The organism is Kitasatospora sp. NPDC093558 (assembly GCF_040683475.1).
Taxonomy (GTDB): domain Bacteria; phylum Actinomycetota; class Actinomycetes; order Streptomycetales; family Streptomycetaceae; genus Kitasatospora.
In genome coordinates this window covers 1-17336 of record NZ_JBFBDY010000115.1, presented here as the reverse complement: position 1 = coordinate 17336, position 17336 = coordinate 1, and the positions used below count along the sequence as shown (strand labels likewise).

Genomic DNA, 17336 nt, shown 5'->3' with positions numbered 1-17336 from the left:
GCTGCCGGGGGCTCGCTCCACTCGTACCGCTGGGCCCCCGGCCGCACCCTCACCGGCCGCGAACTGCCCGACTGCCCCGCCGACCGCGTCCTCGCCGCCGTCGAGGAGCGGCCCGGCGCGTGGCTCGTCCTCGCCCAACACCGGGACCGCACCCTGTGGTGGCGCCCCGGCACGGCCCCCGTCCCGTTCGGCCCGCCCGGACCGCTCCGGGCCGCCGCCCTCGCCCGCACCTCGGCGGGCCCGCAGGCCGCCACGCTGCGCACCGACGGCTCCGTCCAGTTGCACACCCTCGGCACGGCCGGCCCCGCACCGGAGGTCGGCGACGGCGAGCCCGCCCACGCCCTGGCCCTGGCCGGCCACCGCGGCGGCCCCACCCTCGCCCTGGCCGGCGAGGGCGGCGTCCGCCTGCGCACGGCCACCCCGTCCCGCCACCCGCGCTGGTGGCGCCCCACCCTCCGCCCGGCCACCCGCGTCGCCCTGGCCGTCGGGGACGACTGGCGGCTGTGCCTGGCGGCGGCGGTGGAGGGCGAGTTGCAGTGCTGGCAGGAGGACATGGCGTACCGGTGGCAGGCGGTGACGCTGCCGCCTCAGTGACGTCGAACTTGATCCGACGGTAGCCGACCGGGCAGTCCTTCGCGGAAGCAGGCCCGCAGCCGGCCCGTGGGCGTGTACGGACCGGGCGGGCGGCCAGGGGCCGTGCGGTGGCGTGGGTCGGCCCCCGGGCCCATGCTGGCCGGGCAGGGCTTTTCCCCCGGACCGAGTCGACGGAAGGGTGCCCGGCATGACCATCGACTTCACCGATCACGCGGTTCCCCACGTCTCGACGGTCCCCGCGAACCAGGGCCAGACCGTCGAACTCTTCATGCGCGAGCGCGACGGTACGCCCTCGTCGGGATTGCCGAACAGCCGTAAGGCCGTCCTCGCGCTGAACAGCAGAAGCGTTCCGGTGCTCGCCGGCTTTGATCTCCAGTACGGGACCTACAGCTGGGCTGATGCGCTGGCGCAGGCCGGTTTTGACGTCTTCATGCTGGACCTCCAGGGTTCGGGCATGTCGCCGCGTCCGAAGGTGATGGACGACCCGTGCAACGTCGGGTTCAGCGCCGGCCAGGATTGGACGCTCCTGCAGCCCCCGCTGACCGGGCCGTGCACCACCGCGAGCTACCCGTTCCAGCTGAACAACTCACACAGTGACGAGGACGAGCTCGCCACCGTCGTCGACTACATCCTGAACCAACTGCCCGTCGACGAGCTCCATTTCATCGCCTGGTCCGCGGCCGCGCGCGTGATGGTGCCGTACGTGATCAAGAATCCCACCGTGGTGAAGAGCCTGTTCCTGATGGCACCGTCGTTTCCGCCCGCGGGGTGGAGGGACCCGCCCGCCGTGCTGCCGATGCCCGGCTTCCCCACGCTCCTGCTCACGAAGGAGGGATTGGCGCACACCTGGGACCCCGAGGCGTTGTTGTGCGCGGACCAGCGCGAAGACGGCATGGTCGACGTGGTATGGGACGCGATCATGGACAACGATCCGCTCGGCCGCACCTGGGGGGCGGGCGTCGACCACTACAGGAACGCCGTCTGGTGGGGCTTGAACAAGGACACCGTGGCGCAGAGCGAACTCGGGCAGGACGTGCCCGTGTGCATCGTGTACGGCGAGAACGACAAGCTGGCGAATACGGACCCGCCGGACCCCAGCAAGCCGAACACCAACTTCTCCGTCCCCGCGCTCTACGACGCACTCCCCAAGGTCCCCGACGACCACTCGGTGATGATCAAAGTGGCCTGCGCCGGGCACAACATGCCCTGGGAGCGCCAGCACACGAACCTGCACGACCTGTCGAGCGAGTGGCTCGAATCCCAGACGGTCGATGGCGGGCGCGTCAGCTCGGGCGTTCACTACATGGACGAGAACGGCGTCCTGGACCCGTAGAGGGGTATGCAGCATGGGAGACCCGGTGACGTCTGCTGCGAGCTTCCCCCGGCCCGGACCGGGAGTTCAGGGAGCCACCCGCTCTCGGCCTCCGGGGCGGCCGGGTGAATCAGCCCAGGGGCGGGGGCATCAGCGGCGAAGCTGATTGGTCGACTGCCCAGTCCGCGAGCGAGGTGAGCCGGCCGGGGCGTCAAGCCGCGAAGGCCGTCAGCGGAAGCTCCCAACCCGGGCCGTCCTCGCTCTTCCACCACGCACGCTGCGTCGCCGGGGTGAGGGTGAGCCCGAAGTCCTCTCGGGCTGGGGTGGTACTGAACTGGCTGTCCAGCTGCTCGATCACGTCCCACAGGCCGGTGAGTCCGAGCTGGCGGACGGTGCCGTCGACGTGAGCGGTGGCGGTCGAGCCGTCCGGCATCCAGATGCCGAGGGCCTCCAGCTCACCAGTCGCATCGTCGGACCAGGTGCACGAACGGTAGCCGGGCAGCGCGAGGGCCAGTGGGAACCGGAGGCGGTCGAGAAGTCCTGCGACAGGCACCTTGGTTGTGCTGGGCTGGATGTTCTCCAGCCCAGCGAACCTCGGTTCCGCACCGGGAGCGCGACGAGCCATGAAGTACGCGCCCTCAGGCAGGAACCGCCCTTCTGCCCGCCCGGCACGTACGGTGATCTTCGCCAGCCCCCAGCCGATCGGCACCACCATTACAGCTCCATCGGCTGCCTGCTCCACCCACCGCCAGGGAATGGACTGCATGCCGCAGGTGGCGATGATCCGATCGAACGGCGCTTGGCTGGCTACGCCGACGGCGCCATCTCCGGTGTGGACGGCCGGGTTGTAGCCGGCAGCGCGAAGACGCTCGGCCGCGAGGGTGGTGAGTTCGGGATCGACGTCGATGGTGGTCACGTTGACGTCGCCGAGGACGTGCGCGAGGAGCGCGGCGTTGTATCCGGTGCCGGTACCGACCTCCAAGACCCGATGGCCGGGCGATACTTCGAGGGCGTCCAGCATGGTGAGCATGAGGTCGGGCTCGCTGGAGGACGAGGTCGGGACGGTGTCCGTCAGTTGGGTGGTGAGGGCACGGTCCGCGTAGACGCCGTCGAGGTAGCCGGTGTCGCCGGCGGAGATACGCTCCCACTCCCCCGTGCTGCCCTGCTGATGGAACGCGGGCACGAACAGGTGCCGGGGCACGGCTTCGACGGCCCCGACCCACCTCCGGTCGTGCCCGGCGTCCGCCAGTTGCCGTGCCAGCCCGCCGCGCAGAGCGCGGGCGCGTTCGGTGTCGATGACCACGGTCATGCGGTTGCTCCTTGCAGGAGGGAGGCGTGAGCCTCGACAAATCGGTGGTGCCCGGCTCAACCCCGCCCCGACCGCACCGCCGTGCGGTCGGGGCGGGATGCCGGATCCGTCAACTCCGCTGCGGGACCGGGTTGTCCGGGGAGTCGAGCCAGGCCGCCTGGCCCTCCGGGGTGACCATCAGGCCGAACCGGTCGTATCCGGGGCGGCCTTGGGCCTCCCACCAGCGGTAGGTGGCCTCCACCTCGTCCCACAGCCGGCGCGGCCCGGACTGGTACACCTCGTACTCCATGCGGTCCCGCTCGTAGTCGGCCGACGCCCAGGACAAAGCGTCCCGGCTGTAGAGCCACAGCGTGTACGCGCCGTTGTCGTAGCGCTCCGCCCGCCAGAACACCCCGGGCACGCCGAGTCCGATGACGAACTGCTGGAACCACTCGCCGGTGTCCTCCGGGGACAGCGTGGTCGTGCTCCTCACGCCATCCGCCGGCCAGGGCACCCCGTGGAGGTACGCGTCGAACAACGGCCGCTCCGTGCGCTGTTGGCGGAGCCGCATGAACGCGGATCCGCCGGTGAAGTTGCCGACCGCCCGGGTCCCGTCGGCGTTCACGACCAGTCGGACGATCTGCTCGCCGCCGTACTCGGTGCCGAACGGGGCAACGATCACCCCGCCTGGGGCCGCCTGTTCCAGCCACGCCGGTGGGATCTCCAGCAGGGAACAGGTCGCGATGATCCGGTTGTAGGGAGCGCCCTCCGCCCAGCCTGCCCGCCCGTCGCCCTCGACGAGGGTCGGCGCGAGTCCGGCCCTGTCCAGGTTCTCCCGGGCGCCGCGCGCCACCACCGGGTCGTACTCCACCGTCACCACGTTGCGGTGCCCGAGGCGGTGAGCGAGCAGCCCGGCGTTCCAGCCCGTGCCCGTGCCGATCTCCAGCGCCCTGTCGCCCGGACGGATGTCCAGGTCCCGGAGCATGGAAGCCACCATGGTCGGCATGGAGTTGGACGAACTCGGGGTCGTGCCGAGCCCGTCCCCCTCGTGGTCACCATCGTCCCACTGAGTGGTAAGCGGGATGTCCGAGTAGACAGCCCTTCGCCAAGCCTCGGGGTCCTGGGAGCGGTTCACGACGGGGTTCTGCTTGGTACCGTCCGCGATGCCCGGCCAGATGCGGTCCGGCACGAACAACTCGCGGCGGACGGCGGTGAAGGATGGCAGCCAGTCCGAGGTGAGCACGCCGCCGGCCACCAGCGCGGAGGCGAGCCCCTGAGGGCCCGCCTCCTCATCCGTCTCGCTGGTCACTTGCCGCCCGCCGGGTTCTGGCCGTCCGAGGTGTTGCCGCCCTCGTCGGAACCGCCGCCACCGTGCCCGGCGCCCTTGTTGCTGTCGTCCTGCTGCCCGCCGCCCTTGCCGTCGCCCGAGCCGCCTCCGTGCTTGCCCATTTCGATACCTCCGTTTGGTGGTTGGCCCCGCCAGACCGATGCCTGGTCGGGCATCTACCGCCCGCACCGGGTCCCTTCCCAGGCCCGGCGCGGGAGTTCAGGGGATCACTCGCCCTCGGCCTCCGGGGCGCGAGTGCACACGGTATGCGCCGGAAGGGCGGCCGCCCTCCGGCCGGGGCAGCCGTCGTGCTCGATCAGCTCGTGCCGGCCGTCCACGGTCTCCAGTAGCCGCCCACGGGTGTACGCGTAGCAGCGCGGGCAGGTACCCATCGTCGCGGACGCCCCGCCAACGGCGCTCACTCGGTGCCCGCAAGATGCCGAGACCCACGGTATCCGGCGAAGTTGACGCGACGGGCGATCCAGGCCTGGGCGGACTCCCGGATCGAGAACAGCAGCACCTTGCAGTCATCTCCGGCACCGTCCCGGACCAGGTTCCCGGTCACCACGTCTCGGATGGCCCACAGTCCTGCCCCGCGCCGCGCGCCCAGCTGCTGCTCGGGGACGTACCGTCGGCCGACCCGCTGAGCGGTGGTGAGGCCGTCCCCGCGCCACACGCGTACGATCACCCGGCCACCGCCGACGAGATCGAGCACCCAGTCGACCGCGCCCTCGCCATCGAGCAGCCGCTCCAGGTCCCGGGTGATGCCGCTGCCCAACAGCCGGTGCATCGCCCCGTACTGGTACTCGCCGATAGGGAGCTCGCGCACCGCCTGCCACAGCTTGGTCATCGCCGCCTCGAACCGCGCCGTCACCGGCTCCAGGTAGCCGTCGATCGCCACCGCCAAGTCGCCGGGGCGACGGCCGAGCTCGACCCTGCAGGGCATCACGACGCGCTCCCGTACATCGCATCCGCCGCGACACTGCACGGCCACGCGGCGTCGCAGCGCACGCATCGGCCGCCGTCGCTTCGGTGGTCGTCGAGCAGCATCCGAGCCTTGGTCGCAGCAGCGTTCTCCCGGGACGCCTGGCCCGGCGATCGGCGCTCGCCGCCCGGGTCGATGTTCGCAAGAACGGCTGCACCGTTCAGGTTCCAGGGGTGGTGCTTTCGGTCGGTGGTCACGGAGCGCTCCAGATCTCTCGAACGGGAGGTTGACGTGGCAGCTCTGTCATTGGGAACGCCATGTGCTCGGCCGCCAGTAGCCGCTTCGGAGCGGCGCGCATCCAGTGAACGACCGTCAGTGAGGTACTGGTGAGGAAATGCCCGGCACGGCGCATCCACCGCCAATCGGAAAACTTGACCCGCCCATTACCCATGGCCTTTCATGACAGGTGAGTGCCGAGCTACGGTCGGCACATGGGTGACAACCTGTTACTCCGGCACCACATGGCAAGGCTCGGCCTGACGAAGACCGGCCTGGCACGTGAACTGAACGTCGAGATCGAACGTCTCACCGGAAAGCCGGGCACCGTGTCGGACCGTACGGTTCACAACTGGCTTACCGGGAAATCGGTTTGGCCGTCGGCGAAGATGCGGATCTCGCTCAAGGCGGTATTCGGGTGTACTGGTCCGGACCTCGGCTTCACGCCACCTGCAAAGAGCCGCCCAGTACCGGAGACAGACGTGAACAGGCGATCGTTCATAGCCACCGCGATCGGTGCCGCAGCACCAGCGGTCAACGCCCCGCGCCGGATCGGCGCCGCCGACATCGAGCGGATCACCGCCAGGTTCGCCGCCGTCGTCGCCAGCGATCACCGGCACGGCGGCCGACGCAGCATCGAGGAACAGGCCGTCGCCTTCGCGGATGAAGCGCTCGCCCTCCAGGAATCCGGATCGGCCAGCCAGCGCGTCCGGCAGCAGTTGTACGGTTGCGCTGCCGCGTTCATGTCCTCCGCGATGTGGGCAGCCATCGACGGCCGCCGCTTCGACTCTGCGATAAGACACCACGAACGCGCCGCCCACCTCGCCTCCATGTCGGGCGACCAGGGCATCCAGTTCCGCATCTGGTCGCACGCCGGAAGCCTCTACCGCCACATGCGCCGCCCTGCGGACGCGCTCGCCGCAAACGACGTGGCCCGAGGTCTGCCGATCACCCGCCGAGACCCCATGTTCGCCTCCCTCGCCCATGCCCGACACGCCGCCATCCACGGCCTGACCGGCGACCACAACGCAGTGCGGCACTCCATCAGTCGCGCCCAGGACGCCCTCATCCGCGCCGACGCGAACGTGCCCCGGCCCGTATGGCTGACCGCACACTACGACCAGGCCGAGCTCGAATCGCTCTCCCTCGCCGCGTTCCTGGCCCTCGGCCGTCACGAGGACGCCGAAGCATGCGCCCACCGAAGTCTCGCTCTGCTACGCCCTCACATGCAGCGTTCCCGGGCCATCACCACCGCCCGCCTCGCCAGGGCGCAGCTCGGACAGGGCGACCTCGATCCGGCGGTCACGACCGCGATGGGCATCCCGGCAGCCCTCGCCGAGCATCCGCGCGTTGCTGGGATGCTGGACCGGTTCGGAACAGCCCTGCGCGGGACTGCGGAGGGAAGCAGCGCCGTGCGAACGTGGCATGACTTCATCGAGGACACAAGGAGGACCAGCACGTGATCGATATAGAGCTACGGCATCACCGTGAACTGACGGGGGACGCCCGTGCGGCGCTGATCGACATATACGCGGACGTGCGGGCACCGCTCCTCCACCTGCCGAACTACGCCCTCACCGCATTCACCGAGCGCCTCGACCGGCACGCCAGCGAGCCCGGCTTCGAGGCCGTCATCGGCTACGACCACGGGAATCCCATCGGATACGCCTACGGCAACACCATCCGGGCCGGCGACCGCTGGTGGACCCGCATGATCCGGCCCCTGCCCGCCGACGTCACCGACCTGCCGACGCTCGCGCTCAAGGAAATCGGGGTCCGCGCGCCATGGCGAGGCACCGGCGTGGCCAGGCGAATCCACGACGAGCTGCTGTCCGGCCGCACCGAGCCCCAGATCACCCTGATGGTCAACCCCGCCGCCGGGAACGGCAAGGTCCTGGCGCTCTACGAGACTTGGGGGTACGAGGCCGTCAACGAGGTCCAGCCCTCCCCTCAGGCGCCTCCGCTTGTCGCGATGATCCGGCCGCGCGTGCAGATTTGACGGCACCCCGCCACACGTTGAGTACCTGTGGCCAAGGGACACGACGTGTGGACCATCCCGGAGGTGGAGCATGCCCAGACGTGACTACGAGGACGACCCGAGCGCCCCCAAGGCCAACAGTCTGGTACCGGCAGCCTCGGTGGTCGTGGTCGACGACGGCGGCCGTGTCCTTCTCCAACGCCGCACCGATAACGGGATGTGGGCGCTCCCCGGCGGCCGGATGGACGTCGGCGAATCCATCGGCGACTGCGGCATCCGCGAGACGTACGAGGAAACCGGCATCCACATCGAGATCACCGGGATCGTCGGCACCTACACCAACCCCGGACACATCCTCGCCTACGACGACGGCGAGTCCGGCAGGAGTTCAGCATCTGCTTCCTCGGTCGTCCGGTCGGCGGCGAGCTGCGGGTATCCCACGAGTCCCACGAGGTGGCCTGGTTCACCCCGGAGGAGACGGACGAGCTGCCGATGGTGCCCAGCATCCGCAAGCGGCTGACCGACTGGCGGTCCGGGACCATTCCAGTGGTGCGCTGAGCGCGTGGTCCGACGGAGGGAACAGGATGGCGATCGAAGCGGAACTCAAAGCGGTCGTGCGCGACCCCGAGGGCGTGCTCAAGCAGTTGGAGGACCAGCACGGTGCCGGCCGCGCCGAGGTCTACCGGGACACCTACTACGACGCGCCGGACGGCAGCCTGATGAGCGGCGACCGCGAGCTGCGGATCCGCACCGTCCACAGCCCGGACGACACCCGCACCGTACTCACCTACAAAGGCGCACGCGTGGACGAGGCCTCCGGCTCAAAGCCCGAGGCCGAAACCCGCGTTGACGATGCCGCCGCAGCGCACGCGATCGTCCGGGGACTCGGATTCGTCCCCCGGATCGCGTTCGAAAAACACTGCCGGAACTACAGCTTCGAGCGCGACGGCCGGCAACTACTCGCCACACTCGTCCGCGTGCCCGAACTGCACGCCACATTCATCGAAGTCGAAACCGCCGCGGCCACGCAGAGCGACCTTGGACCGGCCCTCGCCGTCGTCCGCGCCGCCCTCACAGAGCTCGGGATCCGCGAGGACGACCTCACGACCGAGCTGTACACCGACGCCGTCGCGGCAGTCCGGCCGACCTGACTACACCCCTGCCGACAGCACGTCGAGCTCGTGCCCGATCGCCTCGCGCAAGGCGTCGTGCTCCGGCCCAAGCGCGCTCGCGGGGTCGCGCCAGTTCTCGGCGGGATACAGCCACACCGGGTACCGGACGAGATCCGCGCTCTCCCACTCGTACCTCGGCCACACGTGCGCGTGCAGGAAACCGTCCGTGTTGCCGAGGATCTCCAGGTTCACGCGCCGGAACTCCGGGTCCAGGCGCCGGCAGGCCCGCTCCACGGCTTCGCCCAGCCGGTCCATGTCCGCCAGGAAGGCCATCCGCTTGCTCCGCGGAAGGTCGGACAAGCGCTCCACATCGGGCTCGTCCACCAACAAGACCGAGTACCCCGGCAGGAATTGCACGTCGCCGATCACCGCGAAACCGGCGTCGAGCCGCCGGAGCACGGTGGGATTCGTGCCCCTCAGGGCGCTGCCGATCCGATCGTCCCGCCAATCGTCAACCATGACAGCGCATCCTATGCCCGTTGTCAGCCGCGCTCCGGGAGAGCGTGGACCGGGCCCTCCACACTGACGTGGGCCTCGCCCTGCGGCCAGGGGTGGGGGGTGTAGGCGATCAACGTGGGTGGGAGGGTGCCGGATTCGGGGCGGAGTTCCACGCGGTGGTCGTGGCCTCGGAAGTCGGAGGCCACCACGTGGGCGCGCACCGAACGCGGGGACGCCTCGGCGCTCAGGCGGAGTTGGTGCGGGCGCACAAGGGCCAGCGCCCCGGGGGTGAGAGGGGCGGGCTCGGCAAGGGGCAGGGTGCCGAACGGGGTGTGGGTGGCCGGCACCAGGTTGGCCTCGCCCAGCACGCGCGCCACGGCGGCGTCGGCCGGCCGGTGGTACAACACATCGGGCGTACCCGCCTGGGCGATGCGCCCGTCGCGCAGCACCGCGATGGTGTCGGCGAACGCCAGTGCCTCGTCCTGGTCGTGGGTGACCAGGATCGCCGTGGTCCCCGCCTTCCGCAGCGTCGCCGCGACCTCGCGCCGCAGGTCCGCCCGCAGTGCGGCGTCCAGGGCCGCAAACGGCTCGTCGAGCAGGAGCAACCCAGGTCGAGGGGCCAACGCCCGTGCCAGCGCCACGCGTTGCTGCTGCCCACCGGACAGCTGGTGCGGGCGGCGGTCGCCGAGGCCGGCCAGGCCGACCATCTCCAGCAACTCGGCCACCCGCGCCCGCCGTTCCGCGCGCGGCAGCCCGAAGCCGATGTTGCCCGCCACCGTCAGGTGCGGGAACAGCGCGCCGTCCTGCGGGACGAGTCCGATGTTGCGGCGCTCGGCGGCGACCCGGCTCCGCCCGTCGTCCAGCGTCCGCCCGTGCAGCACGACGCTGCCCGACGCGGCCGGGTGGAAACCGGCCACGACGCGCAGCAGCGTGGACTTGCCGCAGCCGGACGGCCCGAGGATGCAGGCCAGCGCACCCTCCTCCACGCTCAGATCGATCCCGGAGAGGACCGGGCTGCGGCCGTGAGTGGCGTGCAGGGAAACAACAGAGAGTCCGGTCATGAGTTCTTCCCTGGGCGGCCGAGGGTGCGGTGGGTCAGCAGGAGCACGGACGGGACGGACAGCGCGACCATGAGGGCCGCGTACGGCGCGGCGGCACCGTACGCGAGTCCGCTGGTGTACACCCAGAACTGGGTGGCCAGGGTCTGCGTGCCGGTGGGGCGCAGCAGCAGGGTCGCGGTCAGCTCGGTGGAGGCGGTGAGGCCGACCATCGCGACGGCCGCGCCGAGTCCGGGCAGGACGAGCGGCAGGGTGACGCGCGCGAGTACCGCGAGCGGCCGGGTGCCGAGCGACCGGGCGGCCTCCTCGACACCGGGCGGCACCTGGGCGAGGGCCGCGCGGACGGCGGTGAGGGCGAGCGGGAAGAACAGCACGACGTACCCGGCGATGAGCATCGGCGGCCGCTGGTACAGGGGTTGGGCGTAGCGGACGGCGAAGTACACGACCGACAGGGCGACGGCGATGCCGGGCAGCGCCCGGGTGAGGTAGGCGACGCGCTCCACGAACAGCGAAGGCCGGCTGCCGCGCCGCCACGCGTACAGGGCGACCGGCACGGCCGCCGCGGTGGCGACGAGGGCGGCGCCGAGCGCGTACCCGAGGGTGGCGAGGGTGGCCCCGAGGACGGACGCGGAGGGCAGCGTCGTCGAGCTGCCCTTGATCAGCCAGTACGCCAGCGCGTACACCGGCACGCCGAGCGCGACCCCGACGAGCGCCGCGAGGCCGGCCAGCGCCGGCACCGTCCACCGGCCGAGCCGCACCGGCGGGGCCGGACGCGCGACCGCGCCGTGCCGGGTGACGCGGGCGTTCCGTCCGGCCCAGGCCTCCAGGCCGACGAGCAGCAGCGCGAGCGCCACCAGCACGAGGGTGAGCAGGGAGGCGGAGGCGGCGTCGAAGCCGAGCTTGTACTGGGTGAACACGGCGGTGGCGAAGGTGGTGTAGCGCAGCATCGCGAACGCGCCGTACTCGCCGAGCAGGTAGAGCGAGACGAGCAGGACGCCGCCGGCCAGCGCGGGCCGGGTGAGCGGGAGGGTGACGCGCCACAGGGTGGCGAGCCGGCCGCGGCCGAGCGAGCGGGAGACCTCCTCGGCGGCGGCGTCGCCGTGCCGCAGGGCCGCCGCGACGGGCAGGAACACGAGCGGGTAGAGCGAGCAGGTCATCACGAGCACCGCGCCCCAGTAGCCGTGCACCGAGCGGAACAGCGAGACCCACGAGTAGCCGCGGACGAATTCCGGAACGGCGAGCGGCAGGGTGAGCGCGACGGTCCAGGCGCGGCGCCCGGGCAGGGTGGTGCGCTCGACCAGGTAGGCGGCGCCGAAGCCGAGGACGGCGGTGAGGAACGTCACGGCGGCGGCCAGGGTGACGGTGTGCCAGAGCAGCGTGCCGATCAGCGGACGGCCGAGGAGTCGCTGCGCCTGGCCCCAACCCGCCTGCACCGCCTGGGCGATGACGAAGCCGAGCGGCGAGGCGACGATGGCGACGACCGCCACCGCGACGGGTGCGAGCAGGCCGGTGGCCCGCCACCGCCGGAGCGGGGACGGGCCGGACGAACGCATGGGGAACGTCACTGGAGCAGACCGGCGTCCTGGAGCAGCGACAGCGCCTGCTTGCCGTCGCCCAGCTGGGCCGGGTCGGCGACCGCGCCGATGCCGTCCAGGGCGGGCAGGTCGGGCTTGCCCTTGACGCCGGCGACGAGCGGGTACTCGTAGCTCGCGGAGTTGGCGATGACGGTCTGCGCCGGGGCGCTCGCGAGGTAGGCGAGGAGGGCCTGGGCGGCGGCCTGGTGCTTGCCGCCCTTCAGCACGGCGGCGCCGGAGACGTCGACCAGGGAGCCCGGGTCGCCCTTGGGGAAGTAGTGCAGGGTGGCGTGGGTCTCGCCCGCGCCCTTCTCGTCGCGCATCCGGTAGAAGTAGTAGTGGTCGATGACGCCGCCTTCGACCTCGCCGCTGTTGATCGCGGCGGAGAGGGTCTCGTTGCTGTCGTAGACCTTGGCGTTGTCCTTGAGGCCCTTGAGCCACTGCTTCGCCGCGTCCTCGCCCTTGGCCTTGACGACCTGGGTGACGACGGGGGCGAAGTCGGTCTCGCTGGGGGCGATGCCGAGCCGGCCCTTCCACTCGGGCTTGGCGAGGTCCAGGACGGAGGCGGGCGGCGCGGTGTCGGCGCCCTTGCCGGTGGCGGCGAGGAAGGCGGAGGTGCGGGCGGAGATGCCGACCCAGTCGCCCTTCGGCGAACTGTCCGCGGCCGGCACCGACTTGAGGGTGTCGGCGGCGACCGGGGCGAGCAGGCCCTTGTCGTCGAGGACGGTCAGGGCGGGCGGGTTCTCGGCGTAGAAGGCGTCCGCCGGGGAGGCGGAGCCCTCCTGGAGGATCTGGTTGGCGAGCTCGGCCTCGTCGCCGGAGCGCAGCTCGACCTTGATGCCGGTGCGCTTGGTGAAGTCGTCGGTCAGCGCCTTGACGGTCTGCTCGTGCTGACCGCTGTAGAGGGTGACGGTCTGGCCCGCGAGGGCCGAGCCGGAGGGTGCGGGAGCGCCGTCGGTGCCACCGGAGCCGGAGCTGCCGCACGCCGTGAGGGCGAGGGCGCAGGCGGCGACGAGGGACAGGGCCGCGAGGGGCCGGACGGTTCCGAGCATGGTGAGGGTCCTCCGAGGTGGCGGGGTTCGGCCGAGCGCACACCTCCACGGCCCCGGTTCGGGCCGTCGGGACGCTGGTGGCGGCGGCCTGACGGACGAGAACCTAGGGCAGGGAAGGCTTGCCTAACAAGTTTCGGAGCGTCACATCTCGACCCGGTCTCGCGGGGGTCGCGCTTCGGTGGACAAACCGCCAAGGCCGGGCAAACCGGCCTTCAAGCGCAGGTCAGCGTGGGGGTGTACGACGGATCGTCAGCCGGACGGCTTCCGAGCATGGACACGCTCAGTAGTCGTAGCGGGTCGTACCGGGAGGGCCCGGTAATGCCAAGGGCCCCGGAACCGGGTGGGTTCCGGGGCCCTGTGCGCGAGCCGGCCGGCGAGTCAGCGGAAGCGGCGGAGCCGGAGGCTGTTGCCGACCACGAAGACCGAGGAGAAGGCCATCGCGGCGCCCGCGATCATCGGGTTGAGCATCCCGGCCGCCGCGAGCGGCAGGGCGGCGACGTTGTAGCCGAAGGCCCAGAACAGGTTGCTCTTGATGGTCGCCAGGGTCCGGCGGGAGAGCCGGATCGCGTCGGCGGCGGCCATCAGGTCCCCGCGGACCAGGGTCAGGTCGCCGGCCTCGATGGCGGCGTCGGTGCCGGTGCCCATCGCCAGGCCCAGGTCGGCCTGGGCCAGCGCGGCCGCGTCGTTGACGCCGTCGCCGACCATCGCGACGACCTTGCCCTCCGCCTGCAGCCGCTTGACCGTGTCCACCTTGTCCTGCGGCATGACCTCGGCGATCACGTGCTCCGGCGCGATCCCGACCTCGGCGGCGACGGCCTCGGCCACGGCCCGGTTGTCGCCGGTGAGCAGCACCGGGGTCAGCCCCAGGCGGCGCAGTTCGGCGATGGCGGCGGCGCTGGTCGGCTTGACCGCGTCGGCGACCTCCAGGACGGCCCGCGCCTCGCCGTCCCAGCCGACCGCGATCGCCGTACGGCCGGCGGCCTCGGCGGTCCGCTTGGCCGCCGCCAGGCCCTCGGGCAGGTACTGCGCCCACTCGTCGAGCAGCGCCTCCCGGCCGGCGACCACCGCGTGACCGTCCACGACGCCCTGGACGCCGAGGCCGGGGACGTTCTCGAAGCCCTCGACCGGCGGCAGTTCGCCCGCCTTCGCGGCGGCGGTCGCGATCGCCCGGGCGATCGGGTGCTCGGAGGCGTGCTCCAGGGCGCCGGCCAGGCGCAGCGCCTCGGCCTCGGTGACGCCGTCGGCGGTGTGCACGACGAGGAGGGTCATCTGGCCGGTGGTGACGGTGCCGGTCTTGTCCAGGACGATGGTGTCGACCTTGCGGGTGGACTCCAGCACCTCCGGACCCTTGATCAGGACGCCGAGCTGGGCGCCGCGACCGGTGCCGACCAGCAGCGCGGTCGGGGTGGCGAGGCCGAGGGCGCACGGGCAGGCGATGATCAGCACGGCGACGGCGGCGGTGAAGGCGGCGGTCCAGCCCTCGCCGGTGCCCAGCCAGTAGCCGAGGGTCGCGATCGCGAGGGTGATCACGATCGGCACGAAGACCGCCGAGATCCGGTCGGCGAGGCGCTGGGCGGCGGCCTTGCCGTTCTGCGCGTCCTCCACGAGCTTGGCCATGCGGGAGAGCTGGGTGTCCGCGCCGACCCTGCTCGCCTCGACGACCAGCCGGCCGCCCGCGTTGACGGTGGCACCCGTGACGGCGTCGCCGACGCCGACCTCGACCGGGACGGACTCGCCGGTGAGCATCGACGCGTCCACGGCGGACGCGCCCTCGACCACGACGCCGTCGGTGGCGATCTTCTCCCCGGGGCGGACCACGAACCGGTCCCCCACGGCGAGTTCGGCGATCGGGATCCGTATTTCCGCGCCGCCGCGCAGGACCGTCACGTCCTTCGCGCCGAGCTCCAGCAGCGCCTTCAGCGCCGCCCCGGCGGTCCGCTTCGAGCGGGCCTCGAAGTAGCGGCCGGCCAGGATGAAGGCGGTGACGCCGGCCGCCGCCTCCAGGTAGATGTTGCCCGCGCCGTCGCTGCGGCCGATGGTCAGCTCGAAGCCGTGCCGCATGCCCGGCATGCCGGCCGTGCCGAAGAACAGCGCCCACAGCGACCACAGGAACGCGGAGCCGGTGCCGAGCGAGACCAGGGTGTCCATCGTCGCGGCGCCGTGCCGGGCGTTGGTGAACGCGGCCCGGTGGAACGGCCAGGCGGCGTACGTCACCACGGGGGCCGCGAGGGTCAGCGACAGCCACTGCCAGTTGTCGAACTGCAGGGCCGGCACCATCGCCATCGCGATCACCGGGACGGCCAGGGCCACCGCCGTGATCAGCCGCTGCCGCAGCGGGGCCAGCTCGTCGGGCTGGTCTTCCTCGTCGGCCTCCTCGCCGGTGGGGCCGGCGGTGGCCGGGGGCTTCGGGAGGGCGGCGGTGTAGCCGGTCGCCTCGACGGTCGCGATCAGGTCGGCAACCTCGACCGCGCCGCCCTCGAAGGTCACCTTCGCCTTCTCGGTGGCGTAGTTGACGCTCGCCGAGACCCCGTCCATCCGGTTGAGCTTCTTCTCGATCCGCGCGGCGCACGATGCGCACGTCATGCCGCCGATCGAGAGTTCCACCTCCGTGGAGGCGGGTGCCTGCGTGGTCATCGTTGCTCCTCGCGACTGTGGCGCTGCGGCCGTGCCGTGGTACCCGGGAGGGGTATCCGGTGGCGCCGGGGCGGCGCCGGGTTCATTTATACCCCTGGGGGGTACCTGTCGCAAGGCTTGAGCAGATACCCCCCACAGGTATTTTGGATCGCCGGAACGCCTTGACTCGATACCCTAGGGGGGTATTAACTCGGCGAGGTCGAACAGACCGACGCCGGCCCCGGCGCCGGCCCCGACGCCCGTCCCACGCCCGTCCCGAGGAGGATCGTCATGAACACCGCCCTGAAGATCGCCGTCTTCACCACCAGCCTCGCCACCGCCTTCGGCCTCGCGTACGGCGTGGGCCACGCCACCGGCAGCGGCAGCGGCACCGCCGCCAAGCCCGCCGCCGGGCACAGTAGCCACAGCGGGCACGAAGGACACGACGACGGTGGCGGCCCCCTACCCGGCGGGCTCCAGATCTCGGACCGCGGCTACACCCTCAGCCTCGACAACGCCTTCACCACCGCAGGCGCCCCCACCGACCTGCGCTTCCGCATCCTCGGCGCGGACGGCCGGCCCGTCACCGACTACCAGGCGCAGCACGAGAAGGAGCTGCACCTGATCGTCGCCCCGCGCGACCTGTCGACCTTCCAGCACCTCCACCCCACCCGCGCCGCCGACGGCACCTGGAGCGCCCGCACCGACCTGCCCGCCGCCGGCGAGTACCGCGTCCTCGCCGACTTCACCCCCGCCGGCGTCACCGAGGGCCTCACCCTCGGCGCCGACCTGCACGCCGCCGGCGACCTGCGCCCCGCGCCCCTCCCCGACACCGGCCGCACCGTGACCGTCGACGGCTACACCGTCACGCTCGACGGCGACCTCACCCCCGGCCGGCCGGGTCGGCTCACCCTGAGCGTCAGCAGGGACGGTCGGCCCGTCACCGACCTCCAGCCCTACCTCGGCGCCTACGGCCACCTCGTCGCCCTCCGCGCCGGCGACCTCGCCTACCTCCACGTCCACCCCGAGAACGTCCACCCCGAGAGCACCGCGCCGGGTCCCGAGATCGCCTTCGACGCCACCGCGCCGAGCGTCGGCAGCTACCGGCTGTTCCTCGACTTCAAGCACCAGGACACCGTCCACACCGCCGCCTTCACGGTGACCGCGGGCGAGGCGGCTGCCGCCCCGCACCAGCACTGACCTCCCACTCACCCCCCGGAAGAAACCGGGGAGGGGTATCACCGAACCCGGCACCGAGCCGGGCACACCGACAAGGAGCTTCGCCATGAGCAAGACCACCGTCACCATCGACCCGTCCGCCGCCGAGGCGACCGTCTCGTCCTGCTGCGGCTCGTGCGGCACCGGGGACGCCCCCGCCTCCGCCGTCGAGTCCGCGGGCCGCGCGGTCTTCCAGGTGCAGGGCATGACCTGCGGCCACTGCGTCTCCGCCGTGACCGCCGAGCTGAAGAAGATCGACGGCGTGACCGAGGTCGCCGTGGACCTCGCCACCGGCCGCGTCACCGTCGACGCCACCGCGCCGCTGGGCGACGAGGCCGTCGCCGCCGCCATCGACGAGGCGGGCTACGAGCTCGTCGGCCGCCTCGCCGGCTGAGGACCGCACCGCCCCCGCACCCGCTCCGCAACCCCGTCCGGGGGGGGGCGCGCCCCGCCCGCCCCCGCCCCGCGCCGGGGGCGGCCGCCCCCCCAACACCCCCCCCCCGCAACGGCT

At 71.9% G+C, this 17336-nt stretch carries 16 protein-coding genes and 2 pseudogenes; 8 read left to right on the top strand and 10 right to left on the bottom strand.

What is annotated here, in order from left to right; translation table 11 throughout:
- Nucleotides 1-594 (top strand): annotated as a pseudogene (locus AB0O00_RS14515) (hypothetical protein); the annotation flags it as partial.
- A 187-nt stretch (nt 595-781) separates the two neighbouring features.
- The gene (locus AB0O00_RS14510; RefSeq protein ID WP_363651619.1) at nt 782-1927 is read left to right on the top strand and encodes an alpha/beta fold hydrolase; all 1146 of its coding nucleotides are present in this window, start codon (nt 782-784) and stop codon (nt 1925-1927) included.
- Between the two features lie 190 nt (nt 1928-2117).
- Here AB0O00_RS14510 and AB0O00_RS14505 read toward each other — a convergent pair whose 3' ends face one another.
- From AB0O00_RS14505 to AB0O00_RS14485, 5 genes are all read right to left on the bottom strand, one after another.
- Entirely contained in the window at nt 2118-3215 is a 1098-nt protein-coding gene (locus tag AB0O00_RS14505) for a methyltransferase domain-containing protein (protein ID WP_363651617.1), read from the bottom strand.
- A gap of 109 nt (nt 3216-3324) precedes the next feature.
- Entirely contained in the window at nt 3325-4503 is a 1179-nt protein-coding gene (locus tag AB0O00_RS14500) for a methyltransferase domain-containing protein (RefSeq protein ID WP_363651615.1), read from the bottom strand.
- The gene (locus tag AB0O00_RS14495) at nt 4500-4643 is read right to left on the bottom strand and encodes a hypothetical protein (protein WP_363651614.1); all 144 of its coding nucleotides are present in this window, start codon (nt 4641-4643) and stop codon (nt 4500-4502) included. The genes AB0O00_RS14500 and AB0O00_RS14495 overlap by 4 nt, the downstream gene beginning before the upstream one ends.
- Before the next feature lie 296 nt (nt 4644-4939).
- Nucleotides 4940-5467, bottom strand: coding sequence for a hypothetical protein (locus tag AB0O00_RS14490; protein ID WP_363651613.1), 528 nt, complete (start codon nt 5465-5467; stop codon nt 4940-4942).
- Entirely contained in the window at nt 5467-5703 is a 237-nt protein-coding gene (locus AB0O00_RS14485) for a hypothetical protein (protein WP_363651611.1), read from the bottom strand. The genes AB0O00_RS14490 and AB0O00_RS14485 overlap by 1 nt, the downstream gene beginning before the upstream one ends.
- 234 nt (nt 5704-5937) lie before the next feature.
- Between AB0O00_RS14485 and AB0O00_RS14480 the strand changes: the two genes are divergently transcribed.
- From AB0O00_RS14480 to cyaB, 4 genes and pseudogenes are all read left to right on the top strand, one after another.
- Nucleotides 5938-7185, top strand: a complete 1248-nt coding sequence (locus AB0O00_RS14480; RefSeq protein ID WP_363651609.1) for an XRE family transcriptional regulator — start codon at nt 5938-5940, stop codon at nt 7183-7185.
- Complete coding sequence (locus tag AB0O00_RS14475; RefSeq protein ID WP_363651607.1) at nt 7182-7721, top strand: GNAT family N-acetyltransferase; 540 nt, start codon at nt 7182-7184, stop codon at nt 7719-7721. The genes AB0O00_RS14480 and AB0O00_RS14475 overlap by 4 nt, the downstream gene beginning before the upstream one ends.
- Nucleotides 7722-7791: 70 nt before the next feature.
- Nucleotides 7792-8258 (top strand): annotated as a pseudogene (locus tag AB0O00_RS14470) (NUDIX domain-containing protein).
- 26 nt (nt 8259-8284) lie between these two features.
- On the top strand, nt 8285-8851 hold the full coding sequence (cyaB, locus tag AB0O00_RS14465) for a class IV adenylate cyclase (protein WP_363651606.1): 567 nt from the start codon (nt 8285-8287) through the stop codon (nt 8849-8851).
- Here the strand turns inward: cyaB and AB0O00_RS14460 are convergent, their stop codons facing one another.
- From AB0O00_RS14460 to AB0O00_RS14440, 5 genes are all read right to left on the bottom strand, one after another.
- The gene (locus AB0O00_RS14460) at nt 8852-9331 is read right to left on the bottom strand and encodes a diadenosine tetraphosphate hydrolase (protein ID WP_363651604.1); all 480 of its coding nucleotides are present in this window, start codon (nt 9329-9331) and stop codon (nt 8852-8854) included.
- Nucleotides 9332-9354: 23 nt separating this feature from the next.
- Complete coding sequence (locus AB0O00_RS14455; protein WP_363651602.1) at nt 9355-10371, bottom strand: ABC transporter ATP-binding protein; 1017 nt, start codon at nt 10369-10371, stop codon at nt 9355-9357.
- A complete protein-coding gene (locus AB0O00_RS14450; RefSeq protein ID WP_363651600.1) occupies nt 10368-11921 on the bottom strand; it encodes an iron ABC transporter permease in 1554 nt (517 codons plus the stop codon). The genes AB0O00_RS14455 and AB0O00_RS14450 overlap by 4 nt, the downstream gene beginning before the upstream one ends.
- A gap of 8 nt (nt 11922-11929) precedes the next feature.
- Nucleotides 11930-12994, bottom strand: coding sequence for an extracellular solute-binding protein (locus AB0O00_RS14445; RefSeq protein WP_363651598.1), 1065 nt, complete (start codon nt 12992-12994; stop codon nt 11930-11932).
- A gap of 378 nt (nt 12995-13372) precedes the next feature.
- Nucleotides 13373-15628: a heavy metal translocating P-type ATPase gene (locus AB0O00_RS14440; RefSeq protein WP_363651596.1), complete on the bottom strand. Its 2256-nt coding sequence runs from the start codon at nt 15626-15628 to the stop codon at nt 13373-13375.
- 270 nt (nt 15629-15898) lie between these two features.
- Between AB0O00_RS14440 and AB0O00_RS14435 the strand changes: the two genes are divergently transcribed.
- Nucleotides 15899-16807: a hypothetical protein gene (locus AB0O00_RS14435; RefSeq protein ID WP_363651594.1), complete on the top strand. Its 909-nt coding sequence runs from the start codon at nt 15899-15901 to the stop codon at nt 16805-16807.
- 85 nt (nt 16808-16892) lie between these two features.
- Nucleotides 16893-17219 carry a cation transporter gene (locus AB0O00_RS14430; RefSeq protein ID WP_363651592.1) on the top strand — a complete coding sequence of 109 codons (327 nt, stop codon included), beginning with the start codon at nt 16893-16895 and terminating at the stop codon, nt 17217-17219.
- Nucleotides 17220-17336 lie beyond the last annotated feature (117 nt).

Bases quoted from the DNA above. Each gene is read 5' to 3' on its own strand.
- AB0O00_RS14510 (WP_363651619.1), top strand. From the start codon at position 782: ATGACCATCGACTTCACCGATCACGCGGTTCCCCACGTCTCGACGGTC.
- AB0O00_RS14505 (WP_363651617.1), bottom strand. From the start codon at position 3,215: ATGACCGTGGTCATCGACACCGAACGCGCCCGCGCTCTGCGCGGCGGG.
- AB0O00_RS14495 (WP_363651614.1), bottom strand. From the start codon at position 4,643: ATGGGCAAGCACGGAGGCGGCTCGGGCGACGGCAAGGGCGGCGGGCAG.
- AB0O00_RS14490 (WP_363651613.1), bottom strand. From the start codon at position 5,467: ATGCCCTGCAGGGTCGAGCTCGGCCGTCGCCCCGGCGACTTGGCGGTG.
- AB0O00_RS14480 (WP_363651609.1), top strand. From the start codon at position 5,938: ATGGGTGACAACCTGTTACTCCGGCACCACATGGCAAGGCTCGGCCTG.
- cyaB (WP_363651606.1), top strand. From the start codon at position 8,285: ATGGCGATCGAAGCGGAACTCAAAGCGGTCGTGCGCGACCCCGAGGGC.
- AB0O00_RS14460 (WP_363651604.1), bottom strand. From the start codon at position 9,331: ATGGTTGACGATTGGCGGGACGATCGGATCGGCAGCGCCCTGAGGGGC.
- AB0O00_RS14455 (WP_363651602.1), bottom strand. From the start codon at position 10,371: ATGACCGGACTCTCTGTTGTTTCCCTGCACGCCACTCACGGCCGCAGC.
- AB0O00_RS14450 (WP_363651600.1), bottom strand. From the start codon at position 11,921: ATGCGTTCGTCCGGCCCGTCCCCGCTCCGGCGGTGGCGGGCCACCGGC.
- AB0O00_RS14445 (WP_363651598.1), bottom strand. From the start codon at position 12,994: ATGCTCGGAACCGTCCGGCCCCTCGCGGCCCTGTCCCTCGTCGCCGCC.
- AB0O00_RS14440 (WP_363651596.1), bottom strand. From the start codon at position 15,628: ATGACCACGCAGGCACCCGCCTCCACGGAGGTGGAACTCTCGATCGGC.
- AB0O00_RS14435 (WP_363651594.1), top strand. From the start codon at position 15,899: ATGAACACCGCCCTGAAGATCGCCGTCTTCACCACCAGCCTCGCCACC.
- AB0O00_RS14430 (WP_363651592.1), top strand. From the start codon at position 16,893: ATGAGCAAGACCACCGTCACCATCGACCCGTCCGCCGCCGAGGCGACC.